The organism is Psychrobacter sp. AOP30-A2-5, from assembly GCF_052378115.1.
In the GTDB taxonomy this organism is placed as follows: domain Bacteria; phylum Pseudomonadota; class Gammaproteobacteria; order Pseudomonadales; family Moraxellaceae; genus Psychrobacter.
Genome location: NZ_JBQSXK010000022.1, coordinates 1 through 20,097, shown reverse-complemented (window position 1 = coordinate 20,097; position 20,097 = coordinate 1). Strand labels below are relative to the sequence as shown.

General features: G+C 42.7%; 20 protein-coding genes. 9 read left to right on the top strand and 11 right to left on the bottom strand.

Annotation, left to right across the window (positions count from 1 at the left end; translation table 11 throughout):
* Positions 1-45: 45 nt before the first annotated feature.
* The 3 genes from ACT3S4_RS12470 (at position 46) to ACT3S4_RS12460 (ending at position 3,469) form a co-directional block, all read left to right on the top strand.
* Positions 46-1,095: a bifunctional nicotinamide-nucleotide adenylyltransferase/Nudix hydroxylase gene (locus tag ACT3S4_RS12470; RefSeq protein ID WP_444761165.1), complete on the top strand. Its 1,050-nt coding sequence runs from the start codon at positions 46-48 to the stop codon at positions 1,093-1,095.
* Positions 1,096-1,224: 129 nt separating this feature from the next.
* Entirely contained in the window at positions 1,225-2,622 is a 1,398-nt protein-coding gene (locus ACT3S4_RS12465) for a nicotinate phosphoribosyltransferase (protein ID WP_444761164.1), read from the top strand.
* 4 nt (positions 2,623-2,626) lie between these two features.
* Complete coding sequence (locus ACT3S4_RS12460; protein ID WP_250163197.1) at positions 2,627-3,469, top strand: SGNH/GDSL hydrolase family protein; 843 nt, start codon at positions 2,627-2,629, stop codon at positions 3,467-3,469.
* A 140-nt stretch (positions 3,470-3,609) separates the two neighbouring features.
* On the opposite strand, the gene ACT3S4_RS12455 is transcribed toward ACT3S4_RS12460, so the two are convergent.
* Positions 3,610-3,891, bottom strand: coding sequence for a type B 50S ribosomal protein L31 (locus tag ACT3S4_RS12455; RefSeq protein ID WP_011281173.1), 282 nt, complete (start codon positions 3,889-3,891; stop codon positions 3,610-3,612).
* Between the two features lie 466 nt (positions 3,892-4,357).
* On the opposite strand from ACT3S4_RS12455, the gene ACT3S4_RS12450 reads away from it, so the two are divergent.
* On the top strand, positions 4,358-4,981 hold the full coding sequence (locus ACT3S4_RS12450) for a YceI family protein (RefSeq protein WP_238049504.1): 624 nt from the start codon (positions 4,358-4,360) through the stop codon (positions 4,979-4,981).
* 243 nt (positions 4,982-5,224) lie between these two features.
* Positions 5,225-6,313, top strand: a complete 1,089-nt coding sequence (locus tag ACT3S4_RS12445; RefSeq protein ID WP_444761163.1) for a peptidoglycan bridge formation glycyltransferase FemA/FemB family protein — start codon at positions 5,225-5,227, stop codon at positions 6,311-6,313.
* 109 nt (positions 6,314-6,422) lie between these two features.
* Here ACT3S4_RS12445 and ACT3S4_RS12440 read toward each other — a convergent pair whose 3' ends face one another.
* A complete protein-coding gene (locus ACT3S4_RS12440; protein WP_045447953.1) occupies positions 6,423-6,857 on the bottom strand; it encodes a COG4315 family predicted lipoprotein in 435 nt (144 codons plus the stop codon).
* 499 nt (positions 6,858-7,356) lie between these two features.
* Here ACT3S4_RS12440 and ACT3S4_RS12435 point away from each other — a divergent pair, with 499 nt between their 5' ends.
* On the top strand, positions 7,357-8,985 hold the full coding sequence (locus ACT3S4_RS12435; RefSeq protein WP_444761162.1) for an FAD-dependent oxidoreductase: 1,629 nt from the start codon (positions 7,357-7,359) through the stop codon (positions 8,983-8,985).
* A 122-nt stretch (positions 8,986-9,107) separates the two neighbouring features.
* On the opposite strand, the gene ACT3S4_RS12430 is transcribed toward ACT3S4_RS12435, so the two are convergent.
* Positions 9,108-9,785, bottom strand: a complete 678-nt coding sequence (locus ACT3S4_RS12430; protein WP_045455284.1) for an LOG family protein — start codon at positions 9,783-9,785, stop codon at positions 9,108-9,110.
* Between the two features lie 286 nt (positions 9,786-10,071).
* On the opposite strand from ACT3S4_RS12430, the gene ACT3S4_RS12425 reads away from it, so the two are divergent.
* Complete coding sequence (locus tag ACT3S4_RS12425; RefSeq protein WP_201560811.1) at positions 10,072-10,959, top strand: alpha/beta hydrolase family protein; 888 nt, start codon at positions 10,072-10,074, stop codon at positions 10,957-10,959.
* A gap of 39 nt (positions 10,960-10,998) precedes the next feature.
* On the opposite strand, the gene ACT3S4_RS12420 is transcribed toward ACT3S4_RS12425, so the two are convergent.
* The gene (locus ACT3S4_RS12420; RefSeq protein WP_201560812.1) at positions 10,999-11,688 is read right to left on the bottom strand and encodes a putative quorum-sensing-regulated virulence factor; all 690 of its coding nucleotides are present in this window, start codon (positions 11,686-11,688) and stop codon (positions 10,999-11,001) included.
* A gap of 195 nt (positions 11,689-11,883) precedes the next feature.
* Here ACT3S4_RS12420 and ACT3S4_RS12415 point away from each other — a divergent pair, with 195 nt between their 5' ends.
* Positions 11,884-12,486 carry a M23 family metallopeptidase gene (locus ACT3S4_RS12415; protein ID WP_201560813.1) on the top strand — a complete coding sequence of 201 codons (603 nt, stop codon included), beginning with the start codon at positions 11,884-11,886 and terminating at the stop codon, positions 12,484-12,486.
* On the opposite strand, the gene phoR is transcribed toward ACT3S4_RS12415, so the two are convergent.
* From phoR to dtd, 3 genes are all read right to left on the bottom strand, one after another.
* Positions 12,483-13,586, bottom strand: coding sequence for a phosphate regulon sensor histidine kinase PhoR (gene phoR / locus ACT3S4_RS12410; RefSeq protein ID WP_201502572.1), 1,104 nt, complete (start codon positions 13,584-13,586; stop codon positions 12,483-12,485). The genes ACT3S4_RS12415 and phoR overlap by 4 nt on opposite strands.
* A gap of 80 nt (positions 13,587-13,666) precedes the next feature.
* Positions 13,667-14,371 carry a phosphate regulon transcriptional regulator PhoB gene (gene phoB, locus ACT3S4_RS12405; protein ID WP_201560814.1) on the bottom strand — a complete coding sequence of 235 codons (705 nt, stop codon included), beginning with the start codon at positions 14,369-14,371 and terminating at the stop codon, positions 13,667-13,669.
* Positions 14,372-14,527: 156 nt separating this feature from the next.
* Entirely contained in the window at positions 14,528-14,983 is a 456-nt protein-coding gene (gene dtd, locus ACT3S4_RS12400; protein WP_201560815.1) for a D-aminoacyl-tRNA deacylase, read from the bottom strand.
* Positions 14,984-15,095: 112 nt separating this feature from the next.
* Between dtd and asd the strand changes: the two genes are divergently transcribed.
* A complete protein-coding gene (gene asd / locus ACT3S4_RS12395) occupies positions 15,096-15,932 on the top strand; it encodes an archaetidylserine decarboxylase (RefSeq protein ID WP_201560816.1) in 837 nt (278 codons plus the stop codon).
* Positions 15,933-16,219: 287 nt separating this feature from the next.
* Here asd and ACT3S4_RS12390 read toward each other — a convergent pair whose 3' ends face one another.
* The 4 genes from ACT3S4_RS12390 to ACT3S4_RS12375 form a co-directional block, all read right to left on the bottom strand.
* On the bottom strand, positions 16,220-16,825 hold the full coding sequence (locus ACT3S4_RS12390) for a DUF1287 domain-containing protein (RefSeq protein ID WP_201560817.1): 606 nt from the start codon (positions 16,823-16,825) through the stop codon (positions 16,220-16,222).
* 115 nt (positions 16,826-16,940) lie between these two features.
* A complete protein-coding gene (locus ACT3S4_RS12385; RefSeq protein WP_444761161.1) occupies positions 16,941-17,570 on the bottom strand; it encodes an HD domain-containing protein in 630 nt (209 codons plus the stop codon).
* Positions 17,571-17,750: 180 nt separating this feature from the next.
* Complete coding sequence (locus ACT3S4_RS12380) at positions 17,751-18,326, bottom strand: isochorismatase family protein (RefSeq protein ID WP_444761160.1); 576 nt, start codon at positions 18,324-18,326, stop codon at positions 17,751-17,753.
* A 202-nt stretch (positions 18,327-18,528) separates the two neighbouring features.
* Positions 18,529-20,025, bottom strand: a complete 1,497-nt coding sequence (locus ACT3S4_RS12375; RefSeq protein ID WP_444761159.1) for a rhomboid family intramembrane serine protease — start codon at positions 20,023-20,025, stop codon at positions 18,529-18,531.
* Positions 20,026-20,097: the final 72 nt, after the last annotated feature.

The following is a 20,097-nucleotide window of genomic DNA, read 5'->3' as shown; positions in this document are numbered from 1 at the left end:
ATAAATTTTAACCAATGAAATATCCGTAGTAGGAAAGTGGCGTATATGAGCGAATCATCAGAGCAAAGTTCAGCTAAAGACAATAAACACTATCGTTATTTGATTTTTATCGGGCGTTTCCAGCCCTTCCATCGTGGACATAAAGCGGTCATCGACGAAGCATTAAAACGTGCCGATAACGTCATTATGCTGATCGGTTCTGCCAACCTGCCGCGCAGTCTGCGTAATCCATTTAGTGTCGATGAACGGGCGGCGATGATTAAGAACACCTACTTGCCAGCAGAAGCGGCGCGAATTCACTGTGTCGGCCTCGACGATGCACTCTACAATGACACGCGTTGGCTGCAATATGTGCAGACGGGCGTCAAATCCGTCACCGGCGACTTACAGGCTGATATTGGGCTGATTGGTCATTCAAAAGACAGCTCATCTTATTATTTATCCTTATTCCCAAATTGGGCGTCGGTTTCTGTACCCAATTATCACAATTTATCCGCGACCCCTATTCGTGACAGCTACCTGATGGGTGCCACGCCAACGCCTGAGCGCACCCCTGAGTCGACCCGCAACGTCCTCAATGACTTTAAAAAGACCGATATTTATCAAAACCTGCATGAAGAAGCCGATTTTGTCGATAAATATAAAAGACAATGGGAATCTGCGCCTTATCCACCGACCTTTATGACCGCTGATGCGCTCGTCGTACAATCAGGGCATATTTTATTGGTTGAACGCCGCAGTATGCCAGGACGCGGGCTATGGGCATTACCGGGTGGTTTTTTGAATCCAAAAGAAACACTCTTTGATGCCTGTATCCGCGAGCTACGCGAAGAGACGCGCTTAAAAGTGCCTGAACCGGTGCTACGCGGCTCTTGTCATAGTCAGCATACCTTTGACGACCCGTATCGCTCAGCGCGTGGGCGTACGATTACCCAAGCTTTTTATTTTCAGCTAAAAAACGACCCAAAAGGGTTGCCAAAAGTCAAAGGTGGCGACGATGCAGCCAAAGCGTTTTGGCTGCCACTCGCTGAGCTTGATGCCACCATGATGTTTGAAGACCATTATGCGATTATCGCTAAAATGGTTGGTTTGTAGGCTTTTATCAGGCGACTGTGCAATTTTTATTAACCTTTTTTCACGCCAGCGCCGATAGACGGCAATGGCTCACCGCCGCAGCGGTTATTAAAAAACAGCTGCGGCATCTCAAAGCAGAGGAGTTCTGTGATGTACACCAGCAATTTAAACAATTTAATCTTAAATAGCGACAGCTATAAAACCTCCCATTGGGTGCAATATCCAAAAGGTAGCGAGTATCTATCAAGCTATATCGAAGCGCGTAAAGGTGACTACGATGTGGTATTTTTTGGCTTGCAAGCCTTTATCAAAGAATACCTTAGCACGCCGATTACCCATCAAGATATCGATGAAGCCGAAACGGTCATTCAAGCCCATGGCTTAACCTTTAACCGTGCCGGTTGGGAGCTGTTAGTCGATAAGTATGGCGGCTATCTGCCACTGCGCATCGAAGCCATTCCTGAAGGTAGCGTCGTTCCGGCATCCAATGTGGTCTGTCAAATTATCAATACTGACCCTGAGTTCTATTGGCTACCAAGCTATATCGAAACGGCATTACTGCGAGCGATTTGGTATCCCTCAACCGTCGCTAGCGTCTCGCACTATTGCAAAGGCATCATACGTCAGGCCCTAGAAAAATCTGCCGACAATACTGAGTCGCTGATTTTCCGCTTGCATGATTTTGGTTCGCGCGGTGCTTCGAGCCAAGAATCGGTGGCACTCGGTAGCCTTGCGCATTTGGTGAATTTTGCTGGTACCGATTCAATGACGGCCTTGGTTGCCGCCAGCCGCTGGTATCACATGGACAAAGAAATAGCTGCTTTTTCTATCCCTGCTGCTGAGCATAGCACCATGACGGCGTGGGGTCACGACGGAGAAACTGTCGCCTTTGCCAATATGATTGAACAATTTGGCGGCGCTGGTAAAAGTTTTTCTGTGGTATCTGACAGCTATGATTTATGGAATGCCATTGATAATATTTGGGGCGGTAGCCTAAAAGACGACGTCAAAAATATGGGCGGAACTTTGGTTATCCGTCCAGATAGCGGCGATCCGGCAAAAGTGGTGCGCGAAGCCTTAGAGCGCTTGGCGGTAAAGTTTGGCACCACCATAAATAGCAAAGGCTATAAAGTGCTGCCCGACTATGTACGCATTATCCAAGGCGATGGTATCAGCCCGCAAAGCTTAGGCAAAATCATCGATGTGGTCTTAAACGCAGGTTTTAGTGCCGACAATATCACCTTTGGGATGGGCGGCGGCTTATTGCAGCAAGTCAATCGCGATACCATGAGTTGGGCGATGAAAGCCAGTGCCATCTCTATCGATGGCGTATGGAAAGATATCTATAAAGACCCTGTCACCAGTCGCTCAAAACGCTCAAAGAAGGGACGTTTGGCGCTGGTCAAAAACAGCAATGGACAGCTAAAAACCATCAAGGCTGAAGACCTATCTGCAGACGCAGATAACCTACTGCGTGATATTTATGTCGATGGTAAATTATTAATTGAAGACAATCTCACCACTATTCGGGAGCGTGCAGGATGGTAGCAATATGATAAATAGCAATAAAATCGCCTCGGTGGCAAGAGATGTACTGCTTGCTCCTATTTATCTTTATCAAGGGCGCAAAATTAAGCATGATACGGTACGTCTACCTGAGCCAAGTGGTGAAAGGCACGGGCAAGTTCAATTAAATGACGCGATTGAGTCGCCAAAAGATGCGCACAAGCGAACATTAAACCTAATGGTTGTTGGCGATTCGGCGGCGGCTGGCGTCGGTAGTGAGACGCAGCAAGAAGCGCTTGTCGGTAACTTAATTCCTGTTTTGACGCAGCAGTCTGCTATCCAAAATCAGTTTGATATACTGAACTGGTCATTGCAAGCGACGACGGGGCATACCAGCTTTGATATCTTGCGTAGGCTTTATGTTCTACCCGCGCCTAGCCAGCCTGTTGATGTGATGGTGCTGAGTGTCGGCGTTAACGACACCACCTCTAAAGTCTCGGTGGATAAATGGCAACAGCAAATTGAAAATATCATTGCTATCGCTCAGCGTAAATTTGGCGTGCGAGAGTTGATTTTTTTAAGCCTGCCGCCGATGGCACAAATGCCTGCGATACCTGCCCCGCTAAGTAACTTTGTGGGTGCTAAAGCCTCTATCCTTGATAAGATATTGCAGCAAGTTTGCGCCGCTCATGATAGTGTCACCTACATGGCCACTGACTTTCCACGAATGATAGCAGAGCATTCGAACGGTACTCCAATCGATATCAAAGTGATGTTTGCCAGTGACGGTTTTCATCCTAGCAGCCTCATGTATGGCTATTGGGCGCAGCAATTGTCAGAGTTGATTATAGAGTTACTGAACCCTTCCGATGCTGAGTTGACTGATTAAAAACCATTGAGGCGTTACTTCTAAAAATTTAAACAAAAAAAACCGCTGAATAGTCAGCGGTTTCTTTATGTTCTTAATACTATAGCTGTGCATGTTTGAGAAAACACATGCTCAAAATAATATCACGCAATACGTGTGAATTATTCTGCAGCGTCAGTATCAGCAGCTTTCTTACGGCCACCAAATGCACCAAAGCGTTTGTTGAAGCTAGCAACACGGCCTTCAGTAGAAGTTTTGCGTTGTTCGCCAGTATAGAATGGATGCGACGCACTTGAGATATCAAGTGGGTAGTATGGATATTCTGACCCTTCGTATTCACGAGTGGTTTTGGTTTTAACGGTTGAACGAGTCAAGAAAAACACGTCAGCGTTAGTGTCATGGAATAAAACTTCTTGGTAATTAGGATGGATATCTTTACGCATAATAAACTCTCTATGTCCGATGTATGTATAGCACTCTTGAACACCATCTTAGACGATGTGTCAAACAAGTCATGACATACGTAACTGAGGCACTAAGGGACATTGATAAGTATGGCAGCTGCGTCACTGGCTTATTCCAGCACCCAACACCATTCCTCTGCTCACTTAGCCTTTCCCCAGCGGGAAAATCAAACCGCGATTTTAACGGTTTTTACCGCTAGACGCAAGCAGCAGTTGTGAGTGATATATGTGATAAGTTGTCACCAAAATCTCTATTTTGTTGAGAGGTATACGGTATGTTAGTATAATATTAAATTAGTTTAAATAATCAATAAATATCTTAAGTTTAGATTTAGTTAATAATTATTTTCGATATTAATCATTTGTTAATGATGATGGATACTGTCTGATGTCGCCTCGTTAATCAAGCACCCACTATTTATAAACACTCAATAAGGACAATATAATGATAAATACTGTTATGAAGAATAGCGCAAAAGCCTTGCTTATCAGCTCAGCACTGGCACTCACCACTGTTGCAAGTGCGGCATTACCTAGTCAATGGCAATTAGACGACTCGCACACCCGTGTGGGATTTTCTGTCAATCACTTAGGATTTTCGACCACCATGGGTCATTTTAACGACGTCAAAGGGGTCATTAATTACGACGTCAAAGCACCCAGTAAAACCAATATGAGCTTCACCATTGCAACCGATAGCATTGACAGCAATTGGGATGCACGTGATGAGCATTTAAAAAAGGCTGAATTTTTTAACGTCGCCAAATATCCAACCATGACCTTTAAATCAACCAGCGTAAAATTTATAAATCCGCAACAAGCCAAGGTCACAGGTGACTTTACTATGCTAGGTCAAACCAAACCATTAACTTTGGATGTGACTTTGAATAAAATCGCCAACAGCCCTCTTACCAAAGAGCCAGTTATTGGCTTCCGTGCAACGGGTAATATTGATCGCGCAGCCTATGGTATGACAGCTTTCGCAGATGGCATTACCACCAATGTCCCGATCCAAATCGATGGTGAGTTAATAGAGAAAAAAGCGCAAACCAACAAAAAATCTAAATAAGTCTAATTTTTAGCCAAGCACAAATCGCTACTTCCTCTACATACTCTCTCTACATACTCTAAAAAAAAAGCAGCCATCATAGTGGCTGCTTTTTTGACAATAATGAATCAACTCACTCGACATTTATATATATTCAATAAATCGCATAAATACTTCCCATCTGCTTGTTAACCTCAGTTTTTATTGTTATATTCATATATATGGATTTACGAATATAAAACATAACGCTGAGGGAGCAGAAAGATGGATACAGTACAGGTAGACTTTGCCGAGATAAATAAAGACTGGGATAAAAACATCGCTGATTATCACTTTGATATTTATCACTTATCTGGTTGGATTGCTGCGTCAGCTATTGTAGATAAAGGCACTCCTCAAGGAGTGATTGCCACTTATAACAATAAAAAAATCTTTTTACCTCTCATTATAAGAGAACTCGACTCAGAGCATTGGGATGCCACCTCTACTTATGGTTACGGCGGTCCTGTCATGGATAAGTCTCTCACTGATGCCGAATTAGACATAATATTGGCAGAAGTAAGGGGCTTTCTCTTAGAAAAAGGCTGTGTGTCTTTATTCATGCGACTGCATCCAATCATCAATAAAGAGTGGCTACCAACGGTCGGCAAAGCACTCACTCATGGATTGACATTGATGTCTGACTTGAGTAAATCTGAAGAGGAGCACTGGAGCGAGACTCAAAATCGTCATCGTAGAGGTATTAAAAAAGCCTTAAAAATGGATGTCGTGACAAAAATTGAGCGTTTAACCAGAGAGAATGTAGTGATGTTTTCCAATATATACAAAGAAACGATGGCGCAGGTGAAGGCAGATCAGTACTACTTCTTTGATGATGATTACTTTTTTAATTTGCTCGAAAATCTGCAAGACAGAATACTACTGATAACTGCCTATCAGGATAATAAAGCCATTGGTTCCTCTATCTACACAATCTGTAAAGAATCGGGCATTATGCAATTTCATCTCGGAGGCACGCTCAACGCTTATACCCATCTACAACCTTCCAAACTTATTACCCATGTGGCTCGTGATTGGGGCCGAACCAATCATTATAAATTACTGCATCTTGGCGGCGGCGTAGGCTCTAATCTAGATTCTTTATACGAGTATAAAAAAGGGTTTAGCTCACAAGAGTCATTATTCAAAACTTATAGACTCGTCGTTAATCCAGCAAAATACGCAGCATTAGTCGCTGATAGCTGGTTCATCGAAAATGATTTACGCTCCGATTTTTTCCCTTTATATAGAAAAGAGCCTACTAAAGAAACTATCTTGGAGACTGAACAAGCTGAAGCTTTGGCAGATATTTGATCGCGTTATTTTACGATTCTAATCAGTCAAGCCAATAAAAAAGCAGCCATTACAATGGCTGCTTTTTTGATGCTAATTGTCTTTCATTTCGGTAGACAATGGGCTTACTTTACTTGGTTTTGACAATATGCCAAACGCCCAGTTTATTGTCGCCATCTTTATCGCCCACCTTTGTATCATTGGCGTAGAAATATAACGGCTTACCATTTACCGCCCATTGATACTTGCCATCTTCGCGTTGAAACGCTGCAAACTGCCCTGACGCTTTGGCATTACTCGGTGCCATAAATGCTGGCCAAGCAATTAGACAGGCACTACCACACTCTGATTTGTTCATCCCATCTTTGTCAAAGGTATATAAGGTCATGTGATTGCTTGCATCGACTAACATGCCGTTTTTACTCGCGACTGGCGCGGTATTTTTATTGGTGGCTTGTACATCATGCATGCCAGAATCATCATTGCCGAATACATTGTTTAACGTAGTACAACCAGTAAGCGTTAAAACACCGGTGAGAGCCGATAATATAAGCATACGTTTCATAATAACTTCCTTGTCATTTTGATTGTGATTATCATCATAAGTTTTTATTTGGATTTTTCTCATCGTCAGATGATTTCAATGGCAAAAAAACCCTACCGCTGACTTTGAGCAGTTTTAATATAGCATATGCAACAGCGCAGTCGTTTCTATCCCTATATAAATTTACAAAAGCTTATATATTTGCAAATTGGTTAAACTGGCATAGCCATTCATTGACAAAACTCACGTATCTACTTACGTATTTGCCGTCATATTGGCTGTCATTTTTCGTAGAATACCCTATATAAATTAAGAATTACTACACAATGACAAATATGACCCTTGCGGCTTCATATGCATATTGAACTTGACGTCCTTTGCACGCATATCAATAGTTATAAACGGCTTAGAACAACATCCATTAGGACAAATTTTTTAAAATAAGATTTTAGAATAAACTATTTAACAAATACACCGAGCATGACCTGCTGTAACTGCTATTAAGGATATAACAACGACAATGACTCACTCTTTCATTAAAAACCCAGTGAAAAACCAAGCGCACTCTGCCAAACGCGTCGGTATTCTTGGTGGTGGTACGGCAGGAGCAACCATTGCTATTCGCCTTGCGGCATTGGGGCTTGAAACTTATGTATTTGAAAAAAACAAATCGCTGATTGATGGTCCACCGATGTGTCACTTGCATGCTGGCGGCAATCTATACCGCGAAATTCCTGATGAAGATTGTGTGGCTCTCCTCAAACAATGTATCGATATATTGCGCCTTTATCCTTATACCATCGATGTTCGCCCAACAGTATTTGCCGTACCAACTCGCGATGAAGGCTTGCCAGAAGACTTGCTACCACGTCTTGATATCTTGACTGATGCGTATCGTAAGCTTATCGCCGAAGATGCTAATAACAAAGTGTTGGGCGAACCTGAAAACTACTATCAGCTTTATAGTCATGAGCAACTCATTGCGCTGTCAGAACGTGAACAAGTCACTGTGCCGCGGTCAGTTGATGAATGGATGATACCAGTCGCTAAGTATTTGGACTTAAATAAAGTCAAGTTTCCACTGATTGTCGTGCAAGAGTACGGCTGGAATATTTTTCGCTTGGCGGCCTCTGCGCAATTGGCATTAGCAGATTATGAGCATGCACACGTCTTTACTGATACGCAGGTTAAGCAAGTTATGCCTGTTGATTGTGAAAACTGCTCAAACGCTGACCATCATGTTACTAAATGGCGTATTGATTATCAGCAAGCTGCCAGCTCTGAAACTAAGCTTACAACCAAATTTGCAACTGAAAATACAACTGAAAATACAACTGAATCTATCGAAGTGGATTATTTAATCAACGCTTGCGGTTTTCGTACGGGCGTCATCGACGATATGGTCGGGGTCAAAGTCACGCGTATGGTCGAGTTTAAATCGTCTTATATTACCCACTGGGATGATACTGGCGGACAGATACCAGAGATTATCGTTTATGGCAGTCGCGGCACACCTGAAGGCATGGCACAACTCACGCCTTACCCCGGTGGTTATTTTCAAATACATGGCATGAGCAAATTTATCACACTATTCGATGATGGCTTGGTCGCCTCTAGCAAAGACAGCGCCCAACCTAAGCTGCCGCCACAGTATGTGCACTACATCGAAGATGGCTGGGATAAAGCACCGTTACAAGCGCGTAGTCAGCAAGCGATTGATTATGTAGCGGAGTTTGTACCGACCTTCCATAGCGCACGTACGGTCGGTAACGCGCTATATGGTGGGCAGCAAATTCCCGGTGAGGACGATACGCTGCGAGTGGCTGATGTAAGCTTGTACTCTAATATTCGCTATGCTCGTGCGGAAAACGTCAAAGCATCATCAACTTTGATTGCTGCCGATCAAATCGTTGATGAATTGACTGAACTTGGCTTAATCGATCATGACACGCCAGCCAACCGCAATCGTTATGCTCATAATTGGGCGTATTTAACAAAACACGATAGCATGGCGATTGATGAAGTCGCGCGTACACTGGCTGAGCAACGAGGCTTTCCATTGGCAATGGCTGATGTGAATCACGGTATTGGCGAGACAACTTTAAAGGGTTTCAACACGGTTAATGATGCAGGTGCTACTGAGATATAAAAAGCGTTCTATTAAAAATTGAACAAAAAAAAGGAGAGAAGGGCTAATGATCAGCCCTTCTCTCCTTTTTTATAGATGAAATATTTATATATAAAAGTATTCATCTATAGAAATATGTACTCTTAATTACCAGCCATTTTTTCGGTATCGACTGCATCGTCTATTTTTACGACTGTTTTTAATAGCTCAATGGCTTCATTAATCGTGTTACATACTACCAAACGCTCCAGATCTTCTTGTTTCATAAAACCTTGGTCAGCCGTATATTTTAAGTGCTCGATCATACGATCATAGAAACCATTGATATTCAGAATAATCATCGGTTTTTCATGTTGATATAGCTGACGCCACGTAGCGATTTCCATAATTTCTTCTAAGGTACCAAGCCCGCCCGGCAAGGTAATAAAAGCATCCGCGTACTCTGCCATCACGGTTTTACGGGTGTGCATGGTATCGGTTAAATGCAGACGAGTCAGCTGCTCATGAGCAATTTCGTGCTTGAGCATAAACGTTGGAATCACACCGACCGCTTGCGCACCGCCTTGAATCACCTCATCTGCAACGGCACCCATCAGCCCGATGCTCGCGCCGCCGTAGACCAAACCCATGCCATTGTCAGCAAGCGCACTACCCAACTCGCGGGCTGCCTGCTCGTAGACTTCATTATTGCCCAAACGCGAACCACAATAAACCGCTACCAACGGCATCGTTAACGTTGATTTATCCACTGCTTTTTCAATATTGGTAATGTCTTGACTGGTAATGACTTCATAAGTGTCATTGTTAATTTTCATTTGCATATAGCTTCCTTAATTTTTATATCGATTGTTTTTGTTAAATACTCGTTAAAACCCTAATGGATAATACCACCCAAGATAAATAGCATAGAACTTGAAAGTCACAATTGAACGCCTTGCTTGCCAGCATTTATCTTAACATAAGCGATGCTATCAGGTGGTTATCAGCTAATTTAAGCGGTTTATCACTACGTAATGACTACATTTTAAGAGCAAATTATTGATAAATAATTGCAAATAAATAGCCACTCCACACCGCATAGAACCCTAACAATATGAAGGTTAAAGCATGAAAAATAAACAGTACCAGACGGATATTTACTCACTGAGTATCATGACTGAGCGCAATCAGGCACTGGCAGCGACTGTCTATCGCCCTAAAAATGAGGTAAAAAAAACGGTTATGATCGCGCCAGCAACGGGTATCAAGCGCCAGTTTTATCACAATTTTGCCACTCACTTAGCAGAAAATGGCTTTGGTGTACTAACCTTTGACAATGAAGGCATCGGTGAATCGCTGTCGTCTGCATTGGCTAAATGCGATGCATCGCTGATTAGCTGGGGTCGCCATGATATGCCAGCCGTCCTTGATGCATTGCAAGATGAATTTTCCGACGCCACCTATCATTTAATTGGGCATAGTGCAGGCGGTCAGCTGATTGGTTTGATGCCAAATTATAGTGCGCTCGCTTCAGTGTTCAATGTCGCCTGCTCATCAGGTCGTATTAAAAATATGAGCATGCCCTATAAACTCAAGGCGATGGGTTTTATGGATGCCTTTATTCCACTCGCCAACTTGACGTTAGGGTACACGCCGTCAGATAAAATTGGTATGGGCGAACCGCTACCACGGGGCGTGTCTCGGCAGTGGCGCGAATGGTGTAATGGCGCAGGCTATATCAAAACAGCCTTTGGCAAAAGTATACAAACGCACTTTTATGATGACATTACTATGCCATCATTATGGCTGGGGTTTAGTGATGATGACATTGCCAATAGCAAAAATATGGATGATATGATTCGTGTTTTTACTAAAATGCCAGTCGAAAAACAGTTTTTAGATCCTAAAGACTTTGGTCTAAACAGCATCGGTCATATGCGCTATTTTAGTAGCAGAACCAACGCTAAAGCCCCACAGCTGTGGCAAATAGCGGTTGATTGGCTAGCTAAGAAGTAATAAGTTCGGTTTAGTTAACCTATTCAAATGCAATTCTATTTAGTCTTGCGTATTTTTTGCTGCCTGTTCTGCTTTGACACGCTTGGTTAAGGCAGAATAAAGCGACGGCTGCATATTATGGATATTACCTAGCATCCATTTTACGTAGCTGATGGGCACGTCTTTAATCAGCGTACCTTTATGTTTGCCAAAGGGCATTTTGCTCACTGGATTGGCTTTATTGGCGATAGCATGGACAGCAGCAAAATCCATCGGTGCAATGGCTAGGCGCTCACAACACGCCTGATAAAGCAAATAACACATACGCGCATCGCCCAGCGCATCATGAGCGGCAATCGTCATCCTACTTGCTTGCTTTTTGCCTAATAATTGCTCGATACATTTGGACTGACCATAAGCACTCCACTCTGGAAAAGCCACACGCGCCAGCCGAACCGTACATATCAACTTAGTAGACGGACTGCCAATAACCCGCCAATCAAAGCGGACGTTATGACCAATCAAATACTGCGGCAACTCAAACGCCTCTAAATCAAAGCGCTCAAGACCAGCGACATCCTCATCAGTAATACCATGAATTCTAATGACAACTGGTGATATCGAACGACCACTATTAAAGTACTTCATCCACTCAAAGCCCGTCATCGCATTAATAGTCGCCACTTGAATCGGACGCGGATCACGACCTTGGTCGGTTTCGGTATCGATAATCAGCGCAGTATCAGTCATAAAAGTTCAGCCATGGATAACAATAATAGATAACAACATTGGTATTTTATGTAACGTTTTAAAAATACGTAAACTTTAAAAGAAACGTTATGTTTATGGGGATAAAAACTAGAGATAACAATGGCATACAAAGAATAGATAACTTCACTTATATAATATCAATTGAAGTCCATTTAAAAAACTGAAGAGAGATAGATGCCAGCAGATGACAGTAATCCACAATTAAAGCCAAAGAAAAAGCCAACCTTTTTAAATCGTGTACTCAGTGTGCTTATTAAAGCGGCTGTATTGTTGATGCTATTATTTGTATTTGATAGGCTCTTACCCAGTATCAGCCAACAAACTCAGTCATTTGTGATGGCAAAATGGCAACAGCTCAGTTTATTACAGCAGGAACTACCGACGGAAAACAGCTTACCCAGTCCACTTCCAGAGCAACATCTAACAGATACATGGGGCGCTGCACGCAGTCAAGGTCGCAGTCATGAAGGTATCGATATCTTTGCCGCACGAGGCACACCAATACGAGCCACGACACAAGGCATCGTCAGCAAAGTTGGTGAAAATACGTTAGGCGGTCGTGTGGTGGTGGTGGTTGGACCAGGCAGCGCAGGGCATTATTATGCGCATTTAGAAGATTATGCAGATATTAGTCCAAACGACTGGGTTAATGCCGGCGATATCATCGGCTACGTCGGCGACAGTGGCAATGCAAAAGGTACGCCGCCACATGTACATTACGGTATTTATATCAGCGGCAGTGCAGTGAACCCCTATCCACTTTTACAAAAAGATTAGGGTACCGCAGCTGATCTAATGTGGGCAGCTGGAAATACCATACTGAACGTCGAGCCTACCCCTTCTACTGATTCAATTTGTAAGTTAGCCTCATGCTGATATAAAACGTGTTTAACGATTGCCAAACCTAGCCCTGTGCCGCCAGTCGCCCGACTACGACCTTTATCAATACGATAAAAACGCTCCGTCAACCGTGCGATATGCTCAGGTGCAATACCAATACCGTTGTCTTCGACGGCAAATCGGCAACCTTCTGACGTTTTTGTCCAACTAATGGCGATATTACCGCCCTTGGGCGTGTATTTGATGGCATTAATCACCAGATTAGAAAGCGCGCTATTTAGATACATCTCTGAGCCATACAGTCCGTCATAAGTATCTATCTGCAAGTGAATGGTATGCCCATACTCTTGATTGTACGCTTGCGCATCATCATAAACATGGGTCAGCAGCTTGGTCATATCAATATAACTGAGCTCATGGGTTTCTTCGATTTCGATGCGAGATAACAGCAATAAGTCATTCACAATTCTATTCATACGCGCAGTCTGTTGGCTCATCAGCTCAAACCCGCGCTTCCAATGCGGCGGCATATCTGGCTGATCCGAAAAATTTTCTAGATAGCCCATCATGACGGTCAATGGTGTGCGTAACTCATGCGAGACATTCGCCACAAAGTCGCGGCGCATCTCCTCCAAATGATGCAAGCGCGTCACATCATAAATGATAAGCAGCTTCTCATCACCAAAAGGCGTGAGCTCACATTTCAGATAACGCTTGGGCGCGCGCCACGAGACAATGTGCACACCATCCTGAGCACCATCGTTAGGGTTGGTCGTCGCCTGATAATACTGACGAAATTCAGGCGCACTAATAAAGTCAAAAATGCACTTACCTTTATCTGACAACTGTAACAACATTAAATCTTCGGCGGCCTGATTCCACCATTCAAGCCCATCATCGTCATTGAGCAAAACCACCGCATCACGCAATGCACGTAGTGCGCTTCTAATTTTTTTGAGTTGATCCGTTGTATTCTGCTGAGTTGCTAGCAGTGACTTATTTTGTTGGTCGCCTTGAGCCGATATTAGGGTGTTCATCCATCATCCTTATCACTATTCGCCGTTTTTCACTGTGCTGCGATTAACATACTGCTTTTATAGCGAATAAAAACCGTCAGTTAAATTGGTTCAATAAAGCTAGAAAATCGATAGCCTGTCCCACGCACTGTCTGTATCAACGTATCACATTGATGCGGTCGTAATAATGTCCGCAAACGTTTGATATGCACATCAATGGTTCTATCTTCGATATATACATTACCGCCCCATACTTGGTCTAGCAGCTGCGTCCGCGTATAGGCACGCTCTGGATGACTCATAAAAAATGCCAATAATCGATATTCCGTAGGCCCGACATCAACCACTTTACCAGCCGCTGTCACTCGCTGACTTTTGGGATCAAGGCTCAAATTGCCGATTTCGATAGGTTTATCACTATTGAGCGCGTTACTACGCCGCAATACTGCTTTGATTCTGGATATCAACTCACGTGTCGAAAAAGGCTTGGTCATATAATCATCAGCACCAGCATCAAGGCCATGCACCTTGCTGTCCTCTTCACTTTTAGCTGTCAACATAATGACTGGTATCTCAGCGAGTAGCTCATCGTTTTTGAGCAATCGGCAAAAATCAATGCCACTTTTATCACCGGGCAGCATCCAATCTAGCAAAATCAGCGCAGGGCGGTGATCGACCACTTGTTGGTGCGCCTCAGATACATCCGCTGCCTGCAGACTATCAAATCCCGCCATCTCTAGCGTCATGACGATCATTTCACGAATCGCAGGTTCATCTTCAACAATCAAAATTTGCTCATTATACATACGGCATTCTCAGTGTTAGAGGACAACATTTAGCTGACAAAAAAGGCGATAAATGCTCGCCTGCTGCTCCCTATTAAACGGGGTAATTATGACAGTTTAATGACATTCGACTTTTAAGCGGTTCATAAGTCTCGTGACGGCTAATGCTTGGTTTACTCAATTTACTTCTAACAAGAAATTCAATGGCCCATCATTGACGCTCGACACTTGCATATTGGCACCAAATTGACCAGTTGCCACGTTTGGATATTGCGTGTTGGCATAAGCGACCAATTGCGCAAACAACGCTTGCGCCGCATCAGGTGCCATCGCACCACCAAAGTCAGGGCGACGACCCTTGTCTGTTTTTGCCATTAGCGTAAACTGTGATACCAATAACAGTCCGCCACCAACTTGCTGGACATTTTTATCCAGTTTGCCGTACTTGGCAGGATCATCATCATTGTCAAAAATACGATAGGTGAGGATTTTATCCACCATTCGCTGTGCGCTTGTTATGTCGTCATCAGGCCCTAAACCAATATAAGCCAATATGCCTTGCTCAATCGTACCAACACACTGCGCATCGACGGTGACACTAGCATGGCGTACGCGCTGTATAAGTGCTTTCATTTATAGATTCCTTACCAATTATGCCCATACAATAATACGCCGTCCATGATAAAATACGGCCATTCTCTTGCTTATTAATTATTACATTACACCCTATTTTGGTAGCCTCATTATGAATGTATTCACTACTTTACAACAGCTTGTCCCGCAGCAGCAACTGAGTAAAGTTGCTGGGCGCCTAGCCGCTAGCCGCCATCCTTATGTCAAACGCACGTTTATCCGTAGCTTTGCCAAAGCCTACAACGTCAGCTTGGACGAGTATGAGCGCCAAAGTCTCAACGCCTATGAGAGCTTTAATGACTTTTTTACTCGTGAGCTAAAAGAAGACGCGCGCCCTATCGACATGACGCCTCATGGTATCGTCAGTCCTGCCGATGGTATTATCTCGCAGTTGGGTCAAATTGACGACCATAAATTGCTCCAAGCAAAAGGTCACTATTATGACGTTGGTCAACTGCTTGCTGACAGTGAAGATGGCCGCTATTTTGCGGATGGGAGTTTTGCGACGGTTTATCTTGCCCCTAGTAACTATCACCGTGTACATATGCCCTTCGCTGGCACTCTGACCAAAACCCGTTATGTACCGGGTACGCTGTTTTCGGTCAACAATACTACGGCGGCGAACGTGCCAGACTTATTTGCGCGTAATGAACGCTTGGTTTGTCTGTTTGATACAGCATATGGCAAAGCAGCGGTGGTGATGGTTGGGGCGATGATTGTCGCTGGTATCGAAACAGTGGCGACTGGCAAAATTGCCCGCACTGATGATATTCAAGAAGCTGAGCACAATATGAGCTTTGAAAAAGGCGATGAGCTGGGTCGTTTTTATTTAGGCTCAACCGCAATTGTCATTCTACCAAAAGGAGCAAAAGCAGATTGGCAAGACAGTATGAAAGCCGATAGTGTGGTAAAAATGGGACAGCTACTGGGTGTCGCTAACACTCCATAGGCAAGTGATTTAACGACTCAAAAAAGCTCAGTTCAGCATCCTAATCTATGTTGAACTGAGCTTTTTATTATGGGTAATTATCTTATCGCAACATATTAGGGCGTGTCATCAATTAGCACATGAATACATTTAGTGGTCTTAAAATAGCTAAATTTTGCTAAATATCGTCAGAAATTTTGTCAATATGTTCATATTAACGGCAATTTCTTCCTTGTTTATCTACAATTTTTCTCATTTTAAGCCTCACAATCTAATTGATGACACACCCTAGTTAATAATGAAAGTAGTTAATAACGAAAGTGTTTGAGAATAGGATAAGCAAATAAGATGTTTTCTTCTTGCGTACCGCGTCCGATATTGTGAATAATCAGCGGTATACCATCCGCAGCGACTTTATCGGAGACGATACCTGTATGCGGCAAATTACCATTCGGTAATCGCCACGTCACCACATCCCCTGCTTGAAAACTGTCTTTATCAGTCGTCGATAATGTCTTTGCGTGACGCGCAAAAAACACTTCAAGATTGGGCACTCGGCGATGATCGATATTCTTATCGGTTGATTTCAGCCCCCAAGTCTTTGGATAAGCCGACCAATTTGACTTCATATCATGGTTGACTAATTGCTGTAGATCTATATTTTGCAAGCGATAAGCACGGACGATAACATCGGTACAGACGCCAGTTTCTATCGGTACATCACCACGCGGAAAATCCAACTTGCGGTAAGCAGGATCATAGCTGGTGGTAATACCTATCTGTTTTTTTGCATCGTGCGCCAGTTTATCACCATTACTAATAGGTGCGGCGGCCTGCGTTAGTTGCGCCAAAGTTAATAGGCTAACAAAGACGAGCGATTTAGCAAAAACCTTATAAGTGCCAGTGACTCTCATTTAACAATCTCTCTATATAATGTACTTAATCGCTCATTTAGCTAATTCTAAATGCTTTAATAGTTGAAAAAGATGAATATTTGCAAACATGTAAACGGCAAAATGATGGCTTTACTTAAGCATCAACCAACCATCCTTGCTGGGTCGCATAGTCGATATTTTTTGATAGCCAATCATGAATGGGAGGAAAGCTGTCTTTGATAAAAGCAAGTGCCGCAGTCACTTGCGAACGCGTGACGTTAGCATCAATCCACGTTTTTCCATTGGTATTTAAATTAAGTAAAAAAGGCAATAAGCGGTCAACCACTCTGAGCAGCTGGGTTTCTTTACTACTACCCGTCTCCTGCTCTTCCCAAATCTCATTTAAATCCATGATGCCATTGCCACGCTCAGCTTGCAATCGAGCAATACCAGCGCGTTCTTCAATGTGCGCCTCGCTACGACTGTTTGCGAATAAAAACGTATCGCCAGCGTCAATCTCACCCAAGTCATGTACCAACGCCATCTTGAGTAGTTTTTCATGATTGACATCTAGCTCAAACTGTTCAGCGATAGACCAGCACGCCATCGCTAAATGCCATGAGTGTTCGGCAGAGTTTTCTTTGCGTGTGGTATGCGTCACATAACTACGACGATTGATACGTTTAAGCGCATCAAGCTCTAATAAGAAATGAGTGACATGATCTATATCAATGTTTGAGGCAAGCGTTGGGTTGGTTAATAAAAGGGGTTTGGTTGATCGCATAAATTTTCTCTTAATTTTTCTACGAAGATATAGCGCTTCATTTTACCTTTACGCATAAGCAATTATTATACATTTTATGAGCGCTATAAAAGAGCATGCCAACCTATAGCTAATTAACACCACTATAAAAAATAGCGCTTATGTGAGTAAGCGCTATCGGCTCTATTTTGAACAAAAGAACTATTTAATCAAGTTACTAATGGTTTTAAAAGCAGGGTCTTGACTACTACGGCAAAGCTCAAACAGAATGGTTTCAACCGTGGTAATCACGCCACCAGCACGGCGAATACGGCGAATTGCTTGCTTTTTATCATATGGAAAACGAGATCCCACCGCATCACCAATGATGACGGGCTGCATACCATTATCTAGCAAATCAAGCGCTGTTTGTAGTACACAGACATGTGTCTCTACGCCAAATAGCAAAACAATACTTCGATTTTGCTGCGCTAAATAATGCCACGAATCATCATTATCACAAGCGCTAAAAGTGACCTTTTCAAAGCTTTTGGCGTTATCGCCTTCTAACACCTCGCGTATTTCAGGTAGCGTATCGCCGAGCCCTTTTTTATACTGTTCATTGAGCATAATAGGGATATTCAGTGCTTGTAGACCTTTAATAAGTATCACTGTTTTTTTGACGATGTTTTCATGGTCATAAATATGCGGTGTTAAGCGTTCTTGAACATCGATTATCATCGCTTGGGTATTTTCGCGAGCGATTCGATAGGTACGATCGGTAATCATAGTAGACATGGCACACTCCTTGTACGGCTGACTTTATTGTTAAAGGCTATGTTAATTTTATCATTGATATTGTCTTTATTAGCCTTACTCTTATTTAGTCATAGTTTGCTGAGGGCGTCAATGGAGATAGTCTCTAATAATGATTAATAACAATTCATCACGTTTGATTCATACTGCTTGATATAGTTTCTTAATGAAGAGTAGCCAATAACTATATATTATGGCGTCTAGCATTCCTTAATAACGACTGTTTTTGAGTCATGACTATGACCACACCGAAAACAATACCAAAACACAAGGTTAAAAGATAATACACCATATAACTGAGCGTGTTTATAAATGCAAAGAACATGCTGGTTAAAGTAATGATTAATATCGCAGCGATAGTACCGCCGAATAGCTCTCGATATTTTTTATTAAAAATCTTAAAGGCCACCAACGGTATCGCGATACCAAACAAGCCAAATGTAGCACCCCAGACACCTGCCATGTCCATATCAAAATATAGTACCCCTAAAACATTAGCGAAAATACCACATATAAAAAAGGCCATCGAAAAACGTAAAGAACCCAATACTTTTTCCAAAATATAACCTGTCGCAAAAAGCATCCCCAGACTCATTACTAAATGCATAATTCCTACATGTACGAAAAGCGATGTCACTACCCGCCAATACTTACCAGCTTGCAGCGCGTTCATCGTCAACCCACCTACACTATTTACCTGTCTAGATAAAGGGTCAATGATATCCATACCCATGAATACGGTCAGTATAAATGTACCTATACAGGTCAGTATTAACACCAAGGTCACAGGTCGCTCTTTATTACTTCTAAACCAAACTACTAGGCTTTTTGATACATCACTTACTGGTGCACGTTTTTTTACAGGCTTTTGTTTTTGTATATGTTTTTGTGTACCTTTCTTTTCTTGATTATCAAACTCTGCTGCGAGAACGAGCAACAAGCACAGCACCATACCAATAAAAAATGAACCAAACCCCCAAACAAAATCACGATCTAAGCTATCAGCAAGTAATCCCGTTTCTGGCTTCAATATTAAGGGTGGCAAATTAGATTGCCTATTAGCCGTAGAAACCGTGTGTAAGTAACCACTTCTCTGATTTGATGATTTAAGTTTCTCAAAGTAGCTGATAGTAGAGAGGTCTTTGGCTTCGTACTGATGGCGCGAGTCGTTAATAAACGCTGAGTATTGATGGTCTTTAATACTTTGGTCTGCACGATTATCGTATTTCGTGTGGTAGCTAGTACCTAGCCAAATATTATCAGCGGCGGTAAATGGCGTGGCAATGTAATAATCAATATGCAGTTTTGAGTCAAAATATCGTCCACTGACTACTTGTGTTTCTATATAAGAAACGCTCTCTAATTTGAGTGGCTCAAAATTATCCACTCTGAAGTACTTTTGTTTTGGATAGTAACGAATATCACTCAGGCTATCTACTTCAATGACCTCGTAAGCTGCTTTGGACAAATAGTTTTGGCTGAGAACGAGCGGTATCACTAATGCTAAAACCATCGTTATAAAAAAGTAGCCTGAACTACTACGCTTAACCCACTTTAAGGTCAAAAGCTCGTACCTCGGCCACATACAAATACTAACGACTGAAACAGATAAAAGGAGCGGAATACCAAAATCCCAGTAGCCTTCCTTTAAAGGTAGAACATCTAGATAAATATCAAGCAACCAGCGTAAAGCCCCAAAAAGCAGAATGGACAAGATACTAAGACCTAAATATGGCAAGAATACTTGCTTTAG